Source organism: Phaeodactylibacter xiamenensis (genome assembly GCF_000759025.1).
Lineage (GTDB): Bacteria > Bacteroidota > Bacteroidia > Chitinophagales > Saprospiraceae > Phaeodactylibacter > Phaeodactylibacter xiamenensis.
Genome location: NZ_JPOS01000081.1, coordinates 84152 through 104901, shown reverse-complemented (window position 1 = coordinate 104901; position 20750 = coordinate 84152). Strand labels below are relative to the sequence as shown.

Below are 20750 nucleotides of genomic sequence, written 5' to 3'. Positions count from 1 at the left end.
CACACGTTCTAACAAACGGTAAAATGAAGAAAAAAAGCAGAATAAACATCTACGATGTGGCTGAGGCCGCCGGTGTTTCGATATCTACTGTTTCCCGTGCCCTTAATGATGATGCCCGGATCAGCCCCAAGACCAAAGCCAAAGTAAGGGCTGTAGCCTTGAGGCTTGGTTTTCAAAAAAATGCCCTGGCCACCAGCCTCTCCACTAATCAGACCAAGGTGATTGGCGTGATTGTGCCCCAGCTCAACCGGGAGTTCCTCTCGTCCCTGGTGCACAATATAGAAGAGACTGCATTCGAAATGGGCTATTCCGTCATCGTGTGCCAAACCAATAACTCCTACGAACGGGAGAAAACCTATATGGATACGCTCATTGCCAGCCGGGTAGCCGGCATCGTAGCGACCCTGTCACTGGAAACCGAGTCCTTTGAGCATTTTGAAAAAGCCATGGAACAGGGCATTAAAGTGGTTTTGGTAGACCGGGTGACGAATGCTTTGAAAGGCATCACCAAAATTGTTGTTGATGACTACCGGGGCTCATTCGAGGGGACACAGCACCTCATCGACCAGGGATATACCAAAATTGCCTATTTGTCGGGCCCGACCAAACAGCTCATGTATGCCGACCGCTTAAGAGGTTTTCAGCAGGCCGTAAAAGAAGCAGGGCTTCCCTTAAAGGACGAGTGGGTCAAATACAGCTCTAACCTTTCTTTTGAGGAGGGCACCCGGATCGCTAACGAACTGCTCGCGCTGGAAAACCCGCCTAATGCCATCTTTACCGCCAACAACCTGACCGCCATCAGTACCATTGCCCGCGCTGAAGAACTGGGCCTCAAAGTGCCTGAAGAGTTGGGCGTGATCGGGTTTTCTGAGGAGCCTTTCTCGGCATTCATGAAGCCTTCCGTCACCTCTATCCGGCAGCCGAGCAAAGCGATGGGGCAACTGGCGGTGCAAAAACTGATTGAAGAAATCAATTCCGACCAGAACGGCAGCTACATCCACCAGAAAGTGGTGCTTGATACGGAATTGATCTGCCGGGACTCTACCCGGCTCCGAAAATCCGGCTAAGTCTACTGGTTACGGAGCACAGCTAAATGCCTCCTTTGCGAAAAGGAACAATTACCAATGCTCAAATTCAATTCACTCCTGCTAAGCCTGCTTTTTGCCGGGCTACCCTTATTGCTGTGTGGTCAGGAAACTGATGATCAGGCCATTCCTGCAGATAAAATTTACTACGGCGCTTCCTACTACCCGGAAACATGGCCCCGGGAACGTGTCTCCGAGGACATACAACACATGAAGGAGCTTTTCATGAACGTAGTCCGAATGGCCGAATTCTCCTGGTCCAAAATGGAGCCCAGGGAAGGGGAATATGACATGGAAGCGCTTCCAAAGCGAGTCCGTAGTCAACTTTCAGGCGATACAACTGGCAGCGATCCGTCAGTACTCTGACCGGCCTATCACGCATGACTCCATGCCCGGGCAGGCCACCAACTACGAAGACCTGTTTGAAGACCTTGATTTCATGGCAGTCAACAATTACCATAGTTTCGAGGCATACGACCGGGTACTGAGCAACTACGACCGTATGCGGGGATTTTAAAAAGGGATGCACTGGCTCTTTGAAACCGCCCCCAACAACTCCGGTGGTGGCGCCAAAGGAAATACCTGGTTCCTCCACCAGCCCGATGGCAGTATGCATACTGCCCTGTGGATGAACTATGCCCTCGGTGGACAGGGCGCCATCTTCTGGCTTTGGCGGCAGCACCGGGCCGGGCAGGAAATGCCGCATGGCTCCATCCTCAATGCCTGGGGCAAGCCGGTTGCCAATTATGATGATTTGAAGCAACTGGGGGCTGACCTGCAAAAAAGCAGCGATTTCCTGCTCCATGCCCCCGTCACCCCGGCAAAAATCGGTATTTTCTATGACCACGAAGCGGATATGGGCCTGCGTATAGAGCAGTACGCCAATGACATCCGCTATTATACTGACTGGACCTACCGTTTTTACCTCGCCCTGCAGGATCAACACTTACACCGGGACGTACTTATGCCCGGCGCCGACCTTAAAGGGTATAAATTACTCTACCTTCCGCTGCTGCCTATGATTTCCGATGACCATCGCGCCCACCTCAAAACCTGGGTGGAAAATGGCGGTACGCTTATCCTCGGGCCCATGACCGGCTACCGGACGGAATACTGGACTTCCTTCACCGACCATGCCATGGTTGACATTGCAGAATGGTCTGGCATTGCAGTCGATAGCCGCATACCGGTGGGTACCAAGCTTCGCCCCGCAGAGATTCCCCTGAAAATGACATACAACGGTCCTCTGGACTTACCGGAAGGGCAGGCCGGGCTTTGGTCTGAAGCCTTGTCTTCAAAAGATGGCCGGGTCATTGCTGCCTATATCAATGGTATGCACGCTGAGAAAGCGGCCATCATGGAAAACACAGTGGGCAAGGGTAAGGTGGTGCTGTTGGGCACCGACCCCGGCCGTGGACACTTGGGGCCATTACTGCGCCACTATGCTAAAGAACAAAGTATTGAGCCCCTGGTCGAAGGAGATGCTGGCCCGCTCGTTGTGCACAGAAAAGGTATTAAGCAGGAAGGTTTTATTCTCGATAATATCACTGCTGAGCCCAAAACTATAGAACTGCCCAAAGGAAAGTACACCGACATTCTGACCGGCAAACCCTACAGCGCAGAACAGGAACTGGCGCCCTATGAGGTCAGAGTCTTGCAAAGAAAATAATCCTTATGCCACTGAACCGCCGATCTTTTGTCAGACGATTATCCCGTATCGGGCTTGGGGCTGCCACACTGGGAGCCCCTCTGCCTGCTATGGCATCCAACCATCGTGAGGAATACGGGCCAGCCTTTTTCCAACACCCTTCCAAAAGTGCGCTGGTACGGGCGCGAACCAACATCGACCAAATTCGCAAACGCCCGGTCACCCTTACCTTCCTCGACCGCTGGGGCCAGCCCCTTCCCAACCGGGAGGTCGACATCGTGCAGCTGCAGCATCAGTTTCTGTTTGGCGACAACAACTGGGGCATGAGCAATATGTTCCGGGCCGGACAGAGTCAGGAAACCCGGCTGGAATACTACCGAAAACGCTTTAAAGACGTCTTCAACAGCCTGAACACCACCGTCTACTGGACGGAGCGCCCCCGAACCTATGGCACCAAAACGATGGACTTTCAGGGCGACCTGAAACTGGAAAGTTTTGAAGAATCGGTCAATTGGGCCAATGCCAATGGGCTGACCGCCAAAGGGCATCCCTTGTTTTGGTCTATTCCGAAAGCCGTGCCGGATTGGGCAAAGAAGTATGACTACGAAACTTTTATGAAGTTCGTGGAGGTGCGGGTGCGCAACCTGACCGCCCGCTACGATGGTAAGGTAAAACTATGGGATGCCGTCAATGAAGCCCTTTGGGAACCTGCCCCGAAGAACCTGCCCAACCGGACCTGGCCCTATACCGAAAGTATGGACAACCTGGTAGATTACATTTCCAAAGTGATCCGCTGGGGCCGGGAAGAATCGCCCGGAGCGAAGTTCGTTATCAATGACTATGGCATAGGAGTGGTCAACAAACCCGGTCTAGTGGATCAGAATGGAGAGGGCGTTACTACTCAGCGCCAACGCAAACGCTATCTCGAACTCGTGGAACGGCTGCAGAATGCCGGCTACCCGCCCAACACCCTAGGCCTCCAAAGCCATACCGGCTGGCTGAACCCATCGGAGCAGACCGAGCTGTACGATCAAATGGCGGCTGCCGGGCTGCCCCTTAGCATAACAGAGTTTTGGGCCCACACTAAAAGCCTGATGCCCGGCGGACAGGAAGAAAAAATCCTGTCTTCTGAGGAATGGCGGTCGCTGGGCGAAACAAAAACGCAGGAAAACCTAACGGAAGAAGAAGCGGAATCCCTACGTGACCAGTATGTCATGGACTATCTGACGGTAGCATTCGGGCACCCCGCAGTGGAGTCCTTTTACTTTTGGGGGTTTATGGGCATGGCTGTCAGTTTTCAGCCTGGTTCGGGTTCCGGGCATACCCTGAAGCCGCTTTATGAAAAAGTCCGCCAACGCATACACGAGGACTGGACAACCCGGACCACAGCAACTACCGACGAAAAAGGGCAGGTCACTTTCCGGGGCTTCTGCGGCAGCTACCTGGCTCAGTTGGAATCTCAACCCGCCCAAACGAAAATCGGGCACCCTTTTGCAGTGGATGAAGCTGCGCCGGATACCCGATTGGTCTTTAAAACTGTCCTTTAAACCCACTACTGGCTAAGCCTCGTTAGCGGGCCGCCCGATGGTCGCCAAAATGCCGCCATCTACGTAAATCACCTGTCCGTTGATAAAATCACTGGCCGGGGCTGCGAGAAAAACGGCAGTACCGGCCAGGTCTTCCGGATCACCCCAGCGGCCCGCAGGCGTACGCTGTATAATAAAATCATTGAACGGATGCCCGTCTACCCGGATGGGTGCCGTTTGGCTGGTCGCAAAGTAGCCCGGCCCGATGCCATTAACCTGAATGTTGTGCTTTGCCCATTCGGTCGCCATATTTTGCGTGAGCATTTTCAGGCCGCCTTTGGCTGCCGCGTAGGCCCCTACGGTGTTGCGACCCAGCTCGCTCATCATGGAGCAGATGTTGATGATCTTGCCCGAACCGCGCTCCATCATGCCTTTCACGACGTGCTTGGACATGATAAACACGCCCGTTAGATCGGTACGAATGACCTGATCCCATTCCTCCACGCTCATCTCAACGAGCGGAATGCGCTTGATGATCCCCGCATTATTGACGAGAATATCAATAGGCCCTACCTCAGATTCGATGCGGGCAACGTTGTCAATTACTGCTGCCTCCTGTGTCACATCAAACAGATACCCGTGCGCAGTGATGCCCTCCGCCCGGTAAGCTTCCAGGGCTTTGTCAATCTTTTCCTGAGAAGAATGCCCGTTGATCACCAATGTAGCCCCCGCTTTACCCAGCCCCATAGCCATCGCCATGCCGAGCCCATGGGTGCCACCGGTAATCAGAGCAACCTTTCCTGTCAAATCAAATAATTGGTTCATGTATCTTTATTTCAAATCTGTAATTGCGCATTTGTCCATGTCGCCGTAGTCGAGGTTTTCACCAGCCATACCCCAGATAAAAGTGTAGTTGGTAGTGCCTGAACCGGCATGGATAGACCAGGGCGGGGAGATAGCCGCTTCTTCGTTCTTCAGCCAAAGATGGCGGGTTTCTGTGGGTTCACCGAGGAAGTGGCAGGCAGCCTGATCTTCGGGAAGTTCGAAGTACAGATACACTTCCATGCGGCGGTCGTGTGTGTGGGCCGGCATGGTATTCCAAACGCTGCCGGTTTTCAGCTGCGTCATACCCATTTGCAATTGGCATACTTCCACCACGCTATTGACGATCAGCTTGCGGATGACCCGGTGGTTGGCAGTCTCAAGAGCGCCCAGCTCGACTACCTCAGCATCGGCTTCTGTGATCTTTTTTGTGGGATAGGCATGATGTGCCGGGGTCGAATTGAGGTAAAAGTGCGCAGGTTTTGCAGCGTCACTGCTTTTGAAAACCACTTCCTTGTTGCCACGCCCCACATAAAGCGCTTCCCGGTACCCCAGTTCATAATCCGTGCCATCCACCGAGACCGTGCCGGTACCGCCAATATTGATGATGCCCAATTCCCGGCGCTCCAGGAAATAGTCGGCCTTCAGGGGGTCGATGACCTCAAGCTTTAGCGGCTTGTCCGTTGGGACCGCCCCGCCGGCAATAAACCGGTCGTAGTGCAGGTAATTAAGTTGTATAGTACCATCCTCCATGATTGGGGTAAGCAAAAAGTCTTCCCTGAGCCTTTGGGTATCGTATGCCTTAAAATCTCTGGGGTTGGTCGCATAGTAAGATTTAAAATGGGTACTCATGGTCTTATTTGTGGTTTAAATGTTTTGTCTATGGTAATGCCCGGCCAGTCATCCGTCCGAAATGGAAGAGCAGGAAGGCCTTCCTGGTTATACAAATTTGCATGGTGCGGATTATCGGCCCACGCGTATCTTACGGCTACGGGTTCTTCAACATCCGGGCAGTGCACAATGACCTTGTCGCCGGCAATCCGGGCTTGTGCCCAGTGAAATTCCTTATCAGCTCCTGCAATGGAGAACCCATGGAGAATACCATCCTTATCCATTACTGTTAATCCGGAACCGATGCCGGAGAAGGAGAGGGTAACTTCCCGCCCCCCGAAGACAGCAGCGTCAAAAACGGGCCCGCTGTGTACCACCTCCCTGCCATAGGCCACCTTTAAAGCCGACAGGGCCAGCCGGTGCCCGACCTCTTGTTTATTTCGTGGATGGATATCATCCGCTTCGCCTATATCGATTGCCGTGGCGATTCCTGTTTTGGGGAGCTTAAGCGCTAAAGCCTGAGCCTCTCTTAGTTCCGCCCACTCACTGTCTCCGGGTTTGTCTTTTGATGCCCGGAAATTCGCAAGCTGCACCCAGAAAAACGGGAATTCCTGCCCCCACTCCCTGCGCCAGTCAGCAATCATGTTTGGAAATAACTTCCGGTATTCATAAGCCCGGCTGGCATTCGATTCGCCCTGATACCAAATCGCCCCTTTGATAGGCAGCCTGGTGAAGGGATGGATCATGGCATTGTAAAGCATAGAAGGGTAATCATTCGGCTTTATGGGAGCTACTTCAGCCGGAGGATCAGGAATAACTGTGCCTAATTCTTCCGCAGCCTTGTATTTCCAGTCAACCGTAAGACTCAAATCGCTATCTAAAATCTCGTACCGGCTTTGGGAAAGACCAAACTTGTCTTTACGTTCCTCGACCAGCCCTCCACGACCACTTCTATGCAGAATTTTTACAGCGATCGTATTTGTCCCTAATTCATTAAACAAACTGGCGGAAACAGGGTAAGACCTCCAGAAATTTACATCACTGGTACGCCCTATAGACTGCCCGTTAATCCACACTTCGTCGAAGTCATCAATATAGCCCAGCCGCAAAAACAGGTCTTTTCCTTTTAATGCTTCCGGCATGGTGAAGGTCTTTCGGAACCAAATCACCCCGTCAAAATCCCCTAACCCAACGGATTGCAAATCCTTTGGAAGATCAATCTCATCCCATTCCTCATCATCCAGGCCCGCGGATGGCCAGCGATTGTCTTCTCCCTGATCGTATTTTTCAAAATACGCCTCCTCCCACTGCCTGAGCGCTTCATTTTGTTCTTCCTCGAGTTCTTCAATGGTCTTCGGCTGGTTTTCCATGTATTTCACTTTACGGTAAATATCCGGAAAACCTTTCAGGCCCGGCCCGCTGGTCCAGGTTTCCACATTTGTGCCTCCCCAGTTGGTGCTGATCAGCCCAATGGGAACGCCTTCTTCGTAATGCAACTCCCGCCCAAAGTAGAATGCGACTGCCGAGAAGGTGGCGATATTTTCCCCTACCGCTTTTTTCCAGGTCGCTTTTTCCTTGAAAAATTCCAGCGGGGTGAAGGATCTTTGCCGGGGAAGATCAAAGAGGCGAACCTCGGGATAATTTGATCCTTCTATTTCTGCCTCAGCGTTGTTGGAACGGCTGACTGGCCACTCCATATTGGACTGCCCGGAACATATCCACACATCTCCAATCAAAATATCCTCAATGGTGATGGTCTCTTTTCTGTTGCTTATCCGAAGGGTATGCGGACCGCCTGCACTCAGAGGCGCACCCTCGAATGTCCACTGCCCTGCCCTGTCTGCCTTTACCTCTGAGGCCTTCCCCTGCCACTCAACGGTCACTTTACTACCGGGTGCCGCCTTGCCCCATATTCGGATATCGGTATCCCGTTGCAACACCATACCATCTGAGAAAAAAGCAGGCAGGACAAGCTGCCCGAAAAGCCCAACCGGTTGTATGCAGGAAAAAAGACCGAGAAACAATAGAAGTCTAAGCAGATTCATAGGCGCAGTATAATGGTAATCTCAGTTGGGGGAGTAAAGTGTCATAAGGTTGTAACCTCACTTTCAATGCTCAATGTAAATACCCACGATGGAAGACCCGTTTTCGGGGTTACAAAAAGCGTTGGCTGCACACATCAAGACAGAGACCAATACGACCAAAAAGATGAGAAAATGGCTTTTGGGCATCAGCCTGGCAGTGCTTACTCTGGGCTGCGGCACTCCAAGTGCTGAGGAAACAAGGGAAAATCCGGTTGCGGAAAGCACACCAATCACCCTGAGCAACAATCAGCTTCAGGTCACCATTGATGCCTACGGTGGGGCGTTCACCCAAATTCTTCATAACGAAAACCCGGTCAACCCACTGACCTGGGGCGTCACCGCCGAACAAATGCCTGAGAATAATAAATCCGGGGCTCCGTTCCAGGGGCACTTCCTCTGCCTGGGCCGCTGGGGGCAACCTTCCAAAGGGGAAATGGCCGCTGGTGTACCACATAACGGAGAGCCTGCCAATAGCCTTTGGACTATCAGTCAGCAAACCAAAACGGAAGTTAAAATGAACGCTGGCGCCCCGCTGGATGGCATGGTCGTCGCACGTTCCGTCTCCCTTCTGCCCAATGCGCCTGTATTCAGGGTCAGCGAAAGTTTTACCAATACCTTTTCGCTAAGCCGGCCGACTAATGTGGTTCAACATATCACCCTCGGTCCGCCTTTCCTGTCTCCTGCCCTAACAGTCCACACCAATGCCCACCACGGGTTCAATCAAAAATTTGCCCTGCCTGACCCCCACCGCCTGGCCTATGAATGGCCGCAGGGCGTTGCTGACACTACCGGACGGACCATCGATATGCGCCGGACGGATGAGGAAGAAAATTACGTCACGACCCACCTTTTCCCGGATACCGCAACCTACGGCTGGGTCGCTGCCCTGCAGCCCGAACAGGGACTGATCCTGGGCTACATCTGGCGTCTTTCGGAATACCCCTGGATCAATATCTGGAACCACTCCGCTGATGGCCAACCTGCTGCCAAGGGCCTGGAATTCGGCACCACTGGTATAGGGGCGCCCTACGAGCAGCTAATCATGAAGGACACCCGCTTTAGAGGTCAAACTTCTTTTGAATACATCGATGCCGGGGAAACCCTGGAAAAATCCTTCGCCGGCTTTATGCTGCCTGCTCCAAATGTCAGCAGTGTTGAAGACATCGAAGTCCGGGATGATCAAATCATTCTTTACCTTAAAGGCGCTGCTGGTTCAGCGAATACGATTACCCTACCAAACCCGCTTTAGCACCATGAAAAAATACCTGTTATTTACTGTTGCACTGACATTACTGCTCCAAATGCCCATCCTTGCGCAGAAGTATCCTTTCCTCAATCCGAACCTTGATCTGGAAGAACGCCTGAATGATGTGGTCGGCAGGCTCACCCTGGAAGAAAAAGTGCTGCAGCTTCAACACGCTGCACCGGCGATCCCGCGCCCGGGTATCCCCGCCTACAATTGGTGGAATGAAGCCCTCCACGGTGTAGCACGTAATGGCAAAGCCACGGTCTTCCCTCAGGCGATAGGCATGGCCGCCACCTTCAATGAAGATCTCATTTACCAGGTGGCCAATGCCATATCCGGTGAAGCCAGGGCCAAGTACAACGCCGCTATTCAGCGCGGCATAAACGCTCAATACGCCGGACTGACATTCTGGTCGCCCAACATCAATATCTTCCGCGATCCGCGCTGGGGCCGGGGGCAGGAAACCTACGGGGAAGACCCCTGCCTTTCAGGGCTGCTCGGCAGTGCCTTTGTACGAGGCTTGCAGGGCAACAACCCTCAATACCTGAAAACGGCGGCCTGTGCCAAGCACTACGCTGTGCATTCCGGGCCGGAGGCACTGCGCCACTCTTTTGATGCGGTGCCCTCCCGCCGCGATTTCCGGGAAACTTACCTGCCGGCTTTTCAAAGCCTGGTGGAAGAAGCCAAAGTGGAGGCCGTCATGTGTGCCTACAACCGCGTGTATGGCGAGCCCTGCTGTGGCAGCCCGGAACTGATACAGCAAATCCTGCGGGAGGAATGGGGGTTCAAAGGGCACATGGTATCGGACTGCGGTGCCCTGACCGACTTCCACAGCGGGCATAACATCACCGAAGACGTCGTGGAATCTGCCGCTCTGGCGCTCGAAGCCGGCGTTGATGTGAATTGCGGCGGCACTTATGCCAAAGGGCTGCAACAAGCTGTCGAGCGGGGCCTCGTTACCGAAGCGCTGGTGGATCAAACCCTTAAGACCCTCTGGCGCACCCGGTTCAGGCTCGGCCTGTTCGATCCGCCGGGCAGCAACCCTTTTGATGCGATTTCCCCGGAAGTCGTCAACAGCCCCGAGCACCGCGCCCTTTCCCGTGAGGCCGCGCGTCAGTCCATAGTCCTGTTGAAAAACGACGGTATTCTGCCGTTATCCCGCAACCTGGAGAGCATTGCTGTGGTTGGGCCGCATGCAGCAAGCACAGACATCCTGCTGGCTAATTACTACGGCGTGACCGGTAATGCAGTCACCGTACTGGAAGGCATCACCAACAAAATCGGTATAGGCACCAAGGTATTCTACAAATATGGTGTCCGCCCCTATCAGGATAACGCCAACCCCGTAGACTGGGTGACCGGCAGCGCCATGAGCCTTGATGCCGTGGTAGCCGTCATGGGCATTTCCGGGCTGATTGAGGGCGAAGAAGGCGAGTCTATCGCTTCCGCCCACAAAGGTGACCGAACTGAACTGGGCCTACCTGCTAATCAAATTAAGTTTTTGAAAACCCTCCGCAGCCGTGGGGATACCCCGATCATCCTGGTGGTGACGGGCGGCAGCCCTGTCGCTCTGGCGGAAGTCGAAGATCTCGTGGATGCTATCCTTTGGGTCTGGTATCCGGGTGAGGAAGGGGGCAACGCTGTCGCCGACCTCCTTTTCGGATCAGCATCGCCTTCCGGCAGGCTCCCCATTACCTTCCCCAAATCCCTGGACCAGCTGCCACCCTACGAAGACTACGGCATGACAGGGCGGACCTACCGCTATATGAAGGAAGAACCGCTCTACCCATTCGGATACGGGCTGAGCTACACGACCTTTGAATACGAGTCCATCTCTGCTAACTCCAAAAACCTGAGCAGTGGAGACCGCACCACCGTTTCTGCTACCGTAAGTAACACCGGGCAAACCGGTGCCGAAGAAGTGGTGCAGCTCTATGCCAGCTGGCCGGAAGCGGGTGACGCCGCTCCGCTGTTTGACCTCAAAGGCGTAGAAAGAGTCTACCTAGCGCCCGGACAAACCAAGACCGTACAATTTGAGGTAAAAGCCAGTGACCTGCAGCTTTACGATGAATCGGGTAAAGCCTATTTGCCTGAGGGCCCGGTACAGCTCTATGCTAGTGGGGCCGTGCCTACAGCCCGTTCAAAAGCGCTTGGCATACCTGCTCCGGTCAGCCTGAACCTAAACTTGAAAAAGTAAGTTCATGCAAGTTCAACGATTCACCCTCATCCTGTTAAGCCTTTGGTTGCTTACGGGTTGCGCACAAAATTCAAAGGAAGCCGAGGCAAACGACCGCCCGAACATCCTGCTCATCATGGCCGATGATATGGGGTACTCCGATCTGGGGTGGTTTGGGTCACGCATCCGGACGCCCAACCTGGACCGGCTGGCGGAGAACGGGATTGTCTTTTCACAGTTTTACAACACCTCCCGCTGCTGCCCCAGCCGTGCGGCCCTACTTACCGGGCTTTACCAGCATCAGGCAGGGGTGGGCGAAATGACCGATGATTTTCAGCTACCGGCCTACCGGGGCCGGTTGAATGACCAATGCGCTACTTTAGCTGAACTGCTACAACCTGCCGGTTATCAAACGTTTATGTCTGGCAAGTGGCATCTGGGCAGCGCACCGGAATACTGGCCAACCCAACGGGGGTTTGAACAGTTTTACGGCATCCCGGAAGGCGGCGGGGTTTACTACTACCCTTTCCACAAAAAGCGGCACGTCGTGCTCAATGACAGCATCCTTGAGCCGGACAGCTCCTACTATACCACCCACGCCTTCAATGATTTTGCCGTGCGCTTCGTGGATCAGGCTGTAGCTGAGGAGGCTCCGTTCTTTCTTTACCTGGCACATATTGCCCCACACTTCCCGCTTCAGGCGCCCCGCTCCGTTTATGAAAAATACATCGGCCAGTTCAAGCTTGGCCTGAGCACCCTCCGGCAAAACCGGTTGACGGTAATGCAGGAAAAGGGCATTTTGCCTCAAGACCTCGAATTAAGCCCACCGGATGATCAAGTCCTGAACTGGTCGGACCTATCGGAGGCACAAAAGGACAGCCTCGATCTCAAAATGGCGATCTATGCTGCTCAGCTCGAAATCCTGGATGAGGGCGTAGGCCGAATCATCGCCAAACTGGAAGAAAAGGGTGCGTTAGACAATACGCTCATCCTCTTCTTGTCTGATAACGGAGGCAGCCACGAGGAAACCGGGCTCTGGGGCAGCTATAGCAAGCTCAAAGGGCCGGTTGGAGGCCCTGGTTCCTACGAATCCCTTGGCCGCGCCTGGGCTAACGTCAGCAATACCCCCTTCCGGATGTACAAGCACTGGGTGCACGAAGGCGGCATTTCCTCACCACTCATTGCGCATTATCCGAAGCTCATTCCAAAGCCGGGGATTGACACACAGGTCGTTCACATCATGGACATCGTGCCCACCTGCCTGGAACTGGCACAGGTACCTTATCCGGACAGCCTGAGGGGCAACGCCCTGACACCGCTACAAGGCAAAAGCTTTGTGAACCTGCTGCGGGGAGAAAGCCGGGAAGGGCATGAAACCCTCTTCTGGGAACACCGCGGCAACCGCGCCGTAAGGAAAGGCCCCTGGAAACTGGTCTCTGCTTACCCGGAGGATCAATGGGCATTGTACCACATCCCGGAAGACCGCACCGAGCAAAATGACCTGAGCAGCCGGTACCCGGAAAAGGTGGAAGAACTGAAAGCCGATTATCGAAAATGGGCCAGTCAGGTGGGCGTAGTGCACCGCCGTGAACTGGAAAAACTGGGATATTAATGCAAATGAGATGGATTTGGATAGGGTGTGTTGCTTTTTTAGGCTTTATGGGGTGCCATTCCCCTGAAGAACTGCCGAAGCCGCCCAATATAGTCTTTATCCTCGCTGATGATCTGGGATGGAGCCAACTGGGCTGTTACGGTGGAGCCGCTTACCGTACCCCAAATATCGATCAGCTGGCCGCTGAGGGCATCCGTTTCACACAAGCGTATGCGGCAGCGGCGGTCTGTTCCCCTACCCGGGCAGCCATTATGAGCGGGCAGCATCCGGCACGGCTACACCTGACGGACTTCCTGAAGGGAGAGGCTTTCCCGGACAGCCTGCTGGAACAACCGGACTGGCAGAAGTTCCTCCCGTTGGAGGTGCAGACCCTTGCTGAAACCCTCCGCCAATCGGGCTACCGCACCGCTCACTTTGGTAAATGGCACTTAAGCAAAGAAAAGCGCCCTCCGGGAAGTACAAGCCATAATCCCCTGCAACAGGGCTTCGATGAGCAACTGATCACCTACAAGCCGGGGGCAGAGACCAATGCCGAAGACGATCCGCATAATGTAGACACCATTACCACCCGGGCAATGGAATTTTTACGACGCAACCGAGACAGCACCTTTTTCCTCTACCTCAGTCATAATGCCATTCATGACCCGGTCATGGAAAGTGCAGAGCGGGTACAGCGCTTTGCCAGAGATAGTACGCAGGAAAGGCATGGCGTAGACCCCGTGATTGCTGCCATAACCGAGCGCCTGGATGATGGTGTAGGGAAAGTCCTCCGTACCCTTGATGACCTGGGGCTGGAAGAAGAGACGCTGGTGATTTTCTATTCTGACAACGGCGGCAAGTCCACGTATGCCGATCAGGCCCCTTTCAGAGCGGGCAAGGGCTGGCTGTACGAAGGGGGCATCCGCGTACCGCTCATTTTGCGCTGGCCTGGTAAGATTGCTGAGGGTAGCATGACTGAAGAATTCATGACTTCTGTCGACCTCTACCCTACTCTGGCCGCTATAGCCCAAGCCCCGGTTGACCATCTGGAACTGGACGGAAAAAACCTGCTTCCCTTGCTAAAAGGAGCGACTGATCGCCTGGAATCCCGGCCACTCTTCTGGCACTACCCCCATTACCACCGGGGCTCTGGCATGCGTCCGGCCAGTGCTGTACGAAGCGGCCGCTATAAGCTAATCGAGTGGCACCAACGAGCACTACTCGGACAGGCAGGAGCACTTGAATTGTATGATCTGGGGCACGATCCGGGCGAATCCTACAATTTGGCAGACTCACTCCCGGAAATCAAAGATCAGCTTTATAACAAACTTAAAAACTGGCGGACAGAGGTGGATGCTCAAATGCCTTCCGTTCGTAAATAATGATAAATGCTATGCCAAAAACAATCGCTTTTCTCCTTTTACTTTCCCTTGCCCTTTTTGTTGGCTGCGAAGAGCCCGCAAAGACCAATGCCTACGATTATGATATCTGCGTGTACGGCGGTTCTTCAGCAGGGGTAATTGCGGCCTATGCTGCAGCTAAAATGGGTAAAACGGTACTGTTAATTTCCCCAGACCTCCACCTGGGAGGGCTTAGCTCCGGCGGGTTGGGCGCCACAGATATCGGCAACAAGTATGCCGTGACCGGGCTGAGCCGGGATTTCTACCGCCGGTTAGGAGACGAATACGACCGGATGGAGGCCTGGACGTTTGAGCCACACAAGGCAGAAAAAGTCTTCCAGGATTATATCCGGGAGGCCAATGTGGAAGTCTGGTACGAACACCGGCTGACTAAACTGAGAAAAAAAGGTACCGAAATCCAGGAAATTACCGTGGAAGATGCGAGTCAACCGGATTTTCCAACGCGTAGTGTAAAGGCACGTCAGTTTATCGATGCCACTTACGTGGGGGATCTACTGGCCATGGCTGGTGTTTCCTATATCGCCGGACGGGAGCCCAACAGCACTTATAATGAAACCCTTAGCGGTGTCCAACTGCTGGACAAACATCAGTTCCCACCCAATGACGAGGAGCCCTACCATATCGACCCCTACCGCATTGAAGGCGATTCCAGCAGCGGGCTATGCTGGGGCATCAGCCCGGAGCCCCTGGCCGAACAGGGCTCGGGAGACGACAAAATACAGGCTTATAATTACCGGCTGTGCCTGACACAGGACACGACCAATCAGGTACCTTTCGAACGGCCTGCTGATTACGATTCCACTAAATATGAGCTCCTGAAAAGAGTCATTCAAGCCAGAGATGGTATCGGTTGGCAACAAAAGCTGGGCTGGTTCTACCTCCGTATTGTGCACATGCCAAACGGCAAAACGGATGTCAATAACAAGGGGCCGCTTTCTACCGATATGATCGGTATGAATTACGATTACCCCGAAGGTAGCTACGAACGCAGGGCTGAAATTGAAGCCGACCATGAATCGTACATTCGGGGGCTGCTCTACTTTCTAAGCCACGATCCGGGAGTAACACCCGACATCAGGGCCGAAATGAGCAGTTGGGGCTGGGCCAAAGATGAATTCACTGACAACAACTACTTCCCCTACAAGCTTTACATCCGGGAAGCCCGAAGGATGATTGGCGAATACGTAATGACCGAGCACCACTGCCTGGGGGACAGTATTGCACCCGGTGCAATTGGTATGGCTGCCTATACCATGGATTCTCACAATTGTCAGCGCGTAGTGGTCCATGAAAATGGCAAAGCCATGGTACGCAATGAAGGGGATGTGCAGGTGGGAGGCTTTCCTCCCTACCCGATTGCCTACCATGCTCTAACCCCTAAGCAGGAGGAGTGTACCAATCTGTTGGTCCCGGTTTGCCTGTCTGCCTCCCATATTGCCTACGGTTCTATCCGGATGGAGCCGGTCTTTATGGTACTGGCCCAAACAGCAGCTGTGGCCGCCTCGATGGCTATCGATCAGCGTAGCAGCGTACAGGAAATCGACATTCCAAAACTGCAAAAAAAGCTTGAAGAAGACCCTTACCTGGACGGCACTCTGCCAGATATCCTATCAGATAATGAGGACGAAGGGCGGGCCATAATTAACGGCAATTGGGAGCAGCATAACCTGGGTGGCCGTTACAAAAAGTATGCCCTGATTACGAATAATGAGGTAACAGGAGCCTCCGCTGAATTTTTACTACCGGTTGAACGGAGCGGGCGCTACAAAGTCGCCTACTACATCCCGCAGCCGATGAAGCCTGCCCCCTGGGCGGACAGCATCCACATCCAAACCACTTATGGGGAAGAAAAAGCAAGGGAGGCCTTCAGCCTGAGCGAACGCGACCGGGAATGGCTGGAGCTGCCCTACCGTAACTTTAGCGCGGGTGACACTGTAAAAGTCAGGGTACAGACCAATGGCAAGCCCGGCTGGATACCTGCTGACGCTGTTTTGCTCGTCGCCGAAAAAACCAGGTAGCTATACCCGGTCACTGCCTGCATTTATTTAAATTGAGGATTTCAAATTGATGCCTATGCCAAATTTACGCTTCATAATGCTTTGCTTGCTGGTACCGGTTCTGGGATTGTTATCTTTCACCCTTTTCAATGGAGAAACCCTACCGGAAAAACCCAATGTGGTCTTAATTTTCACCGATGACCTGGGCTACGGCGACCTGGGCTGCTACGGCAATACGACTATCCGGACACCAAACCTGGACCAAATGGCCGCGGAAGGGGCCCGATGCACGGAGTTTTACTCCATCTCTCCAGTCTGCAGTCCTTCCCGGGCGGGCCTGCTCACCGGGCGCTACCCCATCCGCATGGGCATACAGTCGGTGTTCTTCCCGGAAAGCTGGACGGGCATGGCGCCGGAGGAAATCACACTTGCTGAAGCTTTAAAAGAACAAGGCTACGCTACCAGCTGCGTAGGCAAATGGCACCTCGGGCATCACCACCGCTACCTACCTTTACAGCAGGGTTTTGATGAATACTTTGGCATTCCCTATAGCAATGACATGGAGGCTGTAGTCTACCTCGATGGCAATGAAGTAGTAGAAGAAGATGTAGATCAGCGTTACACCACACGTACCTACACTGAAAAGGCACTGGACTTCATTGACCGGAAGGCAGGATCGCCCTTTTTCCTGTACGTGGCCCACTCTATGCCGCATGTCCCCCTGTATGCCTCCGAAGACTTCGAAGGGAAAAGCCCCCGGGGCCTGTACGGCGATGTGATTGAGGAAATCGACTGGAGCGTAGGGCAAATTCTCAAAAAACTGGAAGCCAAAAAGCTGGATGATAACACCATCGTCATTTTCACCAGCGATAATGGCCCGTGGCTGGCATTTGGCCCGGATGGAGGCTCTGCCGGACCGCTTCGGGAAGGCAAACAATTCACTTTTGAAGGCGGCATGCGCGTACCGGGCATCATCCAATGGAAAGGGCAGATTGAACCTATGGAAAGCGAGGAGCTGGTCAGCACAATTGACCTCTTCCCCACCCTGGTCACACTGGCAGGCGGTACGCTTCCTGACGACCGCCCGATAGACGGGCAGGATATATCTGCACACCTTCTGAAGCAAAAACCGCTTGGTGAACGCACCCTGGCTTATTACTACGATGGCGAACTCCGTGCCTTCCGAAAGGGGGACTGGAAAATAAAAATGCCCTACCCCGGTAATGAATTCAAGTCCTGGCGCGCTGGTGTGCCAGCGCACGATACGCTACTTTTCAATCTCAAAGCCGATAGGAGCGAAAAGGACAACCTCCTGCCGAAGCACCAGGAAAAAGCAGCGGAACTGCTACAGGCGATGGAAGATTTCCAAGCCTCCCTGGGAACCCTTCCACCGCTATTAAAGGTGAGAGCCCCGGCAGATAATATCCACTATGACCGGCAGAAAGCGTGGCTTGAGCAACAAAAACAAAAACCATGAGCGTACCACAGTACAGTATAGGCTTTGACCTGGGCAGCTCTTCCGTCAAAGCCGCATTAATCCGCCTGGAAGATGGGGCAGCGGTTGGCAGAAGCAGCTATCCGGAACAGGAAATGCCGATTCAGGCACCGCAGCCCGGCTGGGCGGAACAGGACCCTGAATTCTGGTGGGGCTGTATCAAAGCCGTTACCCGGCAGTTGCTGGAACAAACCGGCGTGCCCGGATCAGCAATTGGCAGCATCGGTATAGCCTACCAAATGCACGGCCTTGTCCTTGTAGACGAGCAGCAGCAAATGGTACGCCCTTCCATTATCTGGTGTGACAGCCGGGCGGTAACGACCGGACAGAATGGCTTGGCAGCCATTGGTCAGGAACACGCCCTTAAGCACCTGCTCAACAGTCCGGGCAATTTTACAGCTTCCAAACTCCGGTGGGTGCAACAGGAAGAGCCTGATACCTATGCCCGTATCCACAAAATTATGCTCCCCGGGGACTACATTGCCATGCGGATGAGCGGGCAGATTCAAACCACCATTACCGGCCTTTCCGAAGGGATTTTCTGGGACTTTGCCGACCGGCAGGTCTCTTCTGATGTGCTCAGGGTTTACGATATCGATCCGGCGCTGCTACCTGATATTGCCCCGGGCATAGGCATCCAAAGCAAAATCAGCGCGACAGCGGCAGATGAATTGGGGATATCCCCTGGCACGCTCATCTCCTACCGGGCAGGTGACCAGCCTAATAATGCCCTTTCCCTGGGTGTGCTGCACCCGGGTGAAGTGGCTGCAACGGGCGGCACTTCGGGCGTCGTTTACGCCGTTACCGATCAGCCGCTTTACGACCCTCAGAGCCGGGTCAATGGTTTTGCCCACGTCAACTACCAACCCGATGCCCCACATATAGGTGTACTGATGTGCATCAACGGCACCGGTATACAGTACAGCTGGCTCCGTAAAATGCTGGCACCGGGCACCCCTTACGAAACCCTGGAGGCAGAAGCCGCCAAAGCCCCCATCGGCGCGGATGGGCTGACCGCCCTTCCCTTCGGCAATGGCGCAGAGCGTATCCTTAATGACCAACAGGTGGGCGCTCAGGTGCTCGGACTGGATTTTAACCGGCATGGTAAAGCCCATCTGCTGCGTGCCGGACTGGAAGGCATCGCTTTTTCCTTCATCTACGGTATGGGAATCCTTCGGGATATGGGACTGAAAATGGAAGTCATCCGCGTAGGGAATGACAACCTCTTTCAATCAGCCATTTTTGGTCATACGGTTGCCAGCCTCAGTGGTTGCACCATCGAGATAATGGAAACCACCGGAGCCATTGGGGCTGCACAGGCAGCAGCAGTGGGTGCCGGGCATTGGGATGACCTCAGCGCCATCCATCAAAATCTAAAAAAAGTGGGGCAATACGAGCCTCAGTCTACCGATATTGATGCCTACCGGGCCGCCTATAAGGCCTGGGAAAAGGCTTTACAAAAAACCATTACACCATGAAAGTGATCAAAGGACAAAAAGAGTATTTCAAAGGCATTCACCAAATTGCCTACGAAGGGCCCGAATCCAAAAACCCACTGGCTTTCAAATACTACGATGCCGACCGCGTGGTGGCCGGCAAGAGCATGAAAGAGCATTTCCGTTTTGCAGTCGCCTACTGGCACAGCTTCTGCAATACCGGGGCAGACCCCTTCGGACCGGGCACCATGCAGTTTCCCTGGGATGAAGCGGCAGACCCGTTGCTACGGGCAAAGGACAAAATGGATGCGGCCTTCGAATTCATCACCAAAATGAACATTCCATTCTTTTGCTTCCACGATGTAGACCTCATCGACGAAGGGGACAGCCTGGCTGAGTTTGAGCAACGCCTGGACGCCATCACGGATTACGCGAAGGAAAAAATGGAAGCATCAGGAGTTGGCCTGTTGTGGGGTACTGCCAACCTGTTTTCCCACCCCCGCTATATGAACGGCGCGGCAACGAACCCTGACTTTGCTGTGGTAGCCCACGCCGGGGCACAGGTGAAGCTCGCCCTCGATGCCACGATCAAGCTGGGCGGTGAGAACTACGTCTTCTGGGGCGGCCGGGAAGGCTATTTCTCTCTGCTCAATACCGATATGAAGCGCGAGCTGGACCACCTGGCGACCTTCCTGCACACGGCCAAAGACTACGCCCGCAAGCAAGGCTTCAAAGGCAACTTCTTCATTGAGCCCAAGCCTATGGAGCCCACCAAACATCAGTATGATTTTGATGCGGCAACCGTAACCGGCTTCCTGCGGGCCAACGACCTGATGGACGACTTTAAAATCAACGTCGAAGTCAATCACGCCACCCTGGCCCTGCACACTTTCCAGCACGAACTGCAGGTCGCTGCCGATGCCGGGCTACTGGGCAGTATTGATGCCAACCGGGGAGACTATCAGAATGGCTGGGATACCGATCAGTTCCCGGTCAATATTTACGAGGTAACGGAAGCACTGTTGGTCATTCTGGAGGCCGGTGGGCTGCAGGGCGGCGGCATTAACTTTGATGCCAAGACCCGGCGCAACAGTACCGACCTGGCGGACTTATTCCATGCCCATATTGGCGGGATGGACGTATTTGCCCGGGCACTCCTATCCGCTGACCGCATCCTGCAGGAATCCCACTACCGGCAGTTGCGCAAGGACCGTTACAGCTCATTCGACCATAGCGAGGGCAAGGATTTTGAAGCCGGCAAGCTGAGCCTGGAGGACCTGGACCGCATCGCCCGCCACAATATCCGGCTGGTACAGCACAGTGGCCGTCAGGAGTACTTTGAAAACATTATCAATCAATACATCTAGGTGATCTTACTGCCAGAATGACACC

At 53.9% G+C, this 20750-nt stretch carries 15 protein-coding genes and 1 pseudogene; 13 read left to right on the top strand and 3 right to left on the bottom strand.

What is annotated here, in order from left to right; translation table 11 throughout:
* The first annotated feature begins 23 nt into the window (after nucleotides 1-23).
* The 5 genes and pseudogenes from IX84_RS21730 (at nucleotide 24) to IX84_RS21715 (ending at nucleotide 4280) form a co-directional block, all read left to right on the top strand.
* Nucleotides 24-1067 (top strand): LacI family DNA-binding transcriptional regulator, encoded by a 1044-nt coding sequence (locus IX84_RS21730; RefSeq protein ID WP_044225782.1) that lies wholly within the window; start codon nucleotides 24-26, stop codon nucleotides 1065-1067.
* Between the two features lie 57 nt (nucleotides 1068-1124).
* Entirely contained in the window at nucleotides 1125-1451 is a 327-nt protein-coding gene (locus IX84_RS31915) for a beta-galactosidase (RefSeq protein WP_063978295.1), read from the top strand.
* Nucleotides 1372-1809 (top strand): annotated as a pseudogene (locus IX84_RS34185) (beta-galactosidase); the annotation flags it as partial. The gene IX84_RS31915 and the pseudogene IX84_RS34185, both read left to right, overlap by 80 nt.
* On the top strand, nucleotides 1783-2754 hold the full coding sequence (locus IX84_RS21720; protein ID WP_262501665.1) for a beta-galactosidase trimerization domain-containing protein: 972 nt from the start codon (nucleotides 1783-1785) through the stop codon (nucleotides 2752-2754). The pseudogene IX84_RS34185 and the gene IX84_RS21720, both read left to right, overlap by 27 nt.
* 5 nt (nucleotides 2755-2759) lie before the next feature.
* Nucleotides 2760-4280 (top strand): endo-1,4-beta-xylanase, encoded by a 1521-nt coding sequence (locus tag IX84_RS21715; protein ID WP_044225771.1) that lies wholly within the window; start codon nucleotides 2760-2762, stop codon nucleotides 4278-4280.
* A gap of 12 nt (nucleotides 4281-4292) precedes the next feature.
* On the opposite strand, the gene IX84_RS21710 is transcribed toward IX84_RS21715, so the two are convergent.
* The 3 genes from IX84_RS21710 to IX84_RS21700 are packed head-to-tail and all read right to left on the bottom strand — an operon-like array spanning nucleotide 4293 to nucleotide 7957.
* Nucleotides 4293-5084: a gluconate 5-dehydrogenase gene (locus tag IX84_RS21710; RefSeq protein ID WP_044225757.1), complete on the bottom strand. Its 792-nt coding sequence runs from the start codon at nucleotides 5082-5084 to the stop codon at nucleotides 4293-4295.
* Nucleotides 5085-5090: 6 nt separating this feature from the next.
* Nucleotides 5091-5933, bottom strand: coding sequence for a 5-dehydro-4-deoxy-D-glucuronate isomerase (gene kduI / locus IX84_RS21705; RefSeq protein WP_044225755.1), 843 nt, complete (start codon nucleotides 5931-5933; stop codon nucleotides 5091-5093).
* A complete protein-coding gene (locus tag IX84_RS21700) occupies nucleotides 5930-7957 on the bottom strand; it encodes a sialate O-acetylesterase (RefSeq protein WP_044225753.1) in 2028 nt (675 codons plus the stop codon). The genes kduI and IX84_RS21700 overlap by 4 nt, the downstream gene beginning before the upstream one ends.
* Before the next feature lie 163 nt (nucleotides 7958-8120).
* Here IX84_RS21700 and IX84_RS21695 point away from each other — a divergent pair, with 163 nt between their 5' ends.
* Genes IX84_RS21695 through xylA form a run of 8 tightly spaced genes read left to right on the top strand, consistent with a single transcriptional unit; the run spans nucleotide 8121 to nucleotide 20725 of the window.
* Nucleotides 8121-9245 (top strand): hypothetical protein, encoded by a 1125-nt coding sequence (locus tag IX84_RS21695; protein ID WP_152605187.1) that lies wholly within the window; start codon nucleotides 8121-8123, stop codon nucleotides 9243-9245.
* Between the two features lie 4 nt (nucleotides 9246-9249).
* A complete protein-coding gene (locus IX84_RS21690; protein ID WP_044225750.1) occupies nucleotides 9250-11439 on the top strand; it encodes a glycoside hydrolase family 3 C-terminal domain-containing protein in 2190 nt (729 codons plus the stop codon).
* Nucleotides 11440-11443: 4 nt separating this feature from the next.
* Nucleotides 11444-13030, top strand: coding sequence for an arylsulfatase (locus IX84_RS21685; protein ID WP_044225747.1), 1587 nt, complete (start codon nucleotides 11444-11446; stop codon nucleotides 13028-13030).
* Nucleotides 13030-14391, top strand: coding sequence for a sulfatase (locus IX84_RS21680; RefSeq protein ID WP_052516284.1), 1362 nt, complete (start codon nucleotides 13030-13032; stop codon nucleotides 14389-14391). The genes IX84_RS21685 and IX84_RS21680 overlap by 1 nt, the downstream gene beginning before the upstream one ends.
* 11 nt (nucleotides 14392-14402) lie before the next feature.
* Complete coding sequence (locus IX84_RS21675) at nucleotides 14403-16448, top strand: FAD-dependent oxidoreductase (protein WP_044225899.1); 2046 nt, start codon at nucleotides 14403-14405, stop codon at nucleotides 16446-16448.
* Between the two features lie 55 nt (nucleotides 16449-16503).
* Nucleotides 16504-17904 carry a sulfatase family protein gene (locus IX84_RS21670; RefSeq protein WP_152605186.1) on the top strand — a complete coding sequence of 467 codons (1401 nt, stop codon included), beginning with the start codon at nucleotides 16504-16506 and terminating at the stop codon, nucleotides 17902-17904.
* Nucleotides 17901-19400 (top strand): xylulokinase, encoded by a 1500-nt coding sequence (locus IX84_RS21665; RefSeq protein WP_044225742.1) that lies wholly within the window; start codon nucleotides 17901-17903, stop codon nucleotides 19398-19400. Before IX84_RS21670 ends, IX84_RS21665 begins: the two co-directional genes overlap by 4 nt.
* Complete coding sequence (gene xylA / locus IX84_RS21660; protein ID WP_044225739.1) at nucleotides 19397-20725, top strand: xylose isomerase; 1329 nt, start codon at nucleotides 19397-19399, stop codon at nucleotides 20723-20725. The genes IX84_RS21665 and xylA overlap by 4 nt, the downstream gene beginning before the upstream one ends.
* The last annotated feature ends 25 nt before the right edge of the window (nucleotides 20726-20750 follow it).

What these genes read in the sequence shown, in the direction of transcription:
- IX84_RS21665 (WP_044225742.1), top strand. Translation starts at nt 17,901, where the DNA reads ATGAGCGTACCACAGTACAGTATAGGCTTTGACCTGGGCAGCTCTTCC.
- IX84_RS21695 (WP_152605187.1), top strand. Translation starts at nt 8,121, where the DNA reads ATGAGAAAATGGCTTTTGGGCATCAGCCTGGCAGTGCTTACTCTGGGC.
- IX84_RS21710 (WP_044225757.1), bottom strand. Translation starts at nt 5,084, where the DNA reads ATGAACCAATTATTTGATTTGACAGGAAAGGTTGCTCTGATTACCGGT.
- IX84_RS21720 (WP_262501665.1), top strand. Translation starts at nt 1,783, where the DNA reads ATGCCGCATGGCTCCATCCTCAATGCCTGGGGCAAGCCGGTTGCCAAT.
- IX84_RS21715 (WP_044225771.1), top strand. Translation starts at nt 2,760, where the DNA reads ATGCCACTGAACCGCCGATCTTTTGTCAGACGATTATCCCGTATCGGG.
- IX84_RS21730 (WP_044225782.1), top strand. Translation starts at nt 24, where the DNA reads ATGAAGAAAAAAAGCAGAATAAACATCTACGATGTGGCTGAGGCCGCC.
- xylA (WP_044225739.1), top strand. Translation starts at nt 19,397, where the DNA reads ATGAAAGTGATCAAAGGACAAAAAGAGTATTTCAAAGGCATTCACCAA.
- IX84_RS21700 (WP_044225753.1), bottom strand. Translation starts at nt 7,957, where the DNA reads ATGAATCTGCTTAGACTTCTATTGTTTCTCGGTCTTTTTTCCTGCATA.
- IX84_RS21685 (WP_044225747.1), top strand. Translation starts at nt 11,444, where the DNA reads ATGCAAGTTCAACGATTCACCCTCATCCTGTTAAGCCTTTGGTTGCTT.
- IX84_RS31915 (WP_063978295.1), top strand. Translation starts at nt 1,125, where the DNA reads ATGCTCAAATTCAATTCACTCCTGCTAAGCCTGCTTTTTGCCGGGCTA.
- kduI (WP_044225755.1), bottom strand. Translation starts at nt 5,933, where the DNA reads ATGAGTACCCATTTTAAATCTTACTATGCGACCAACCCCAGAGATTTT.
- IX84_RS21690 (WP_044225750.1), top strand. Translation starts at nt 9,250, where the DNA reads ATGAAAAAATACCTGTTATTTACTGTTGCACTGACATTACTGCTCCAA.
- IX84_RS21680 (WP_052516284.1), top strand. Translation starts at nt 13,030, where the DNA reads ATGCAAATGAGATGGATTTGGATAGGGTGTGTTGCTTTTTTAGGCTTT.
- IX84_RS21670 (WP_152605186.1), top strand. Translation starts at nt 16,504, where the DNA reads ATGCCAAATTTACGCTTCATAATGCTTTGCTTGCTGGTACCGGTTCTG.
- IX84_RS21675 (WP_044225899.1), top strand. Translation starts at nt 14,403, where the DNA reads ATGCCAAAAACAATCGCTTTTCTCCTTTTACTTTCCCTTGCCCTTTTT.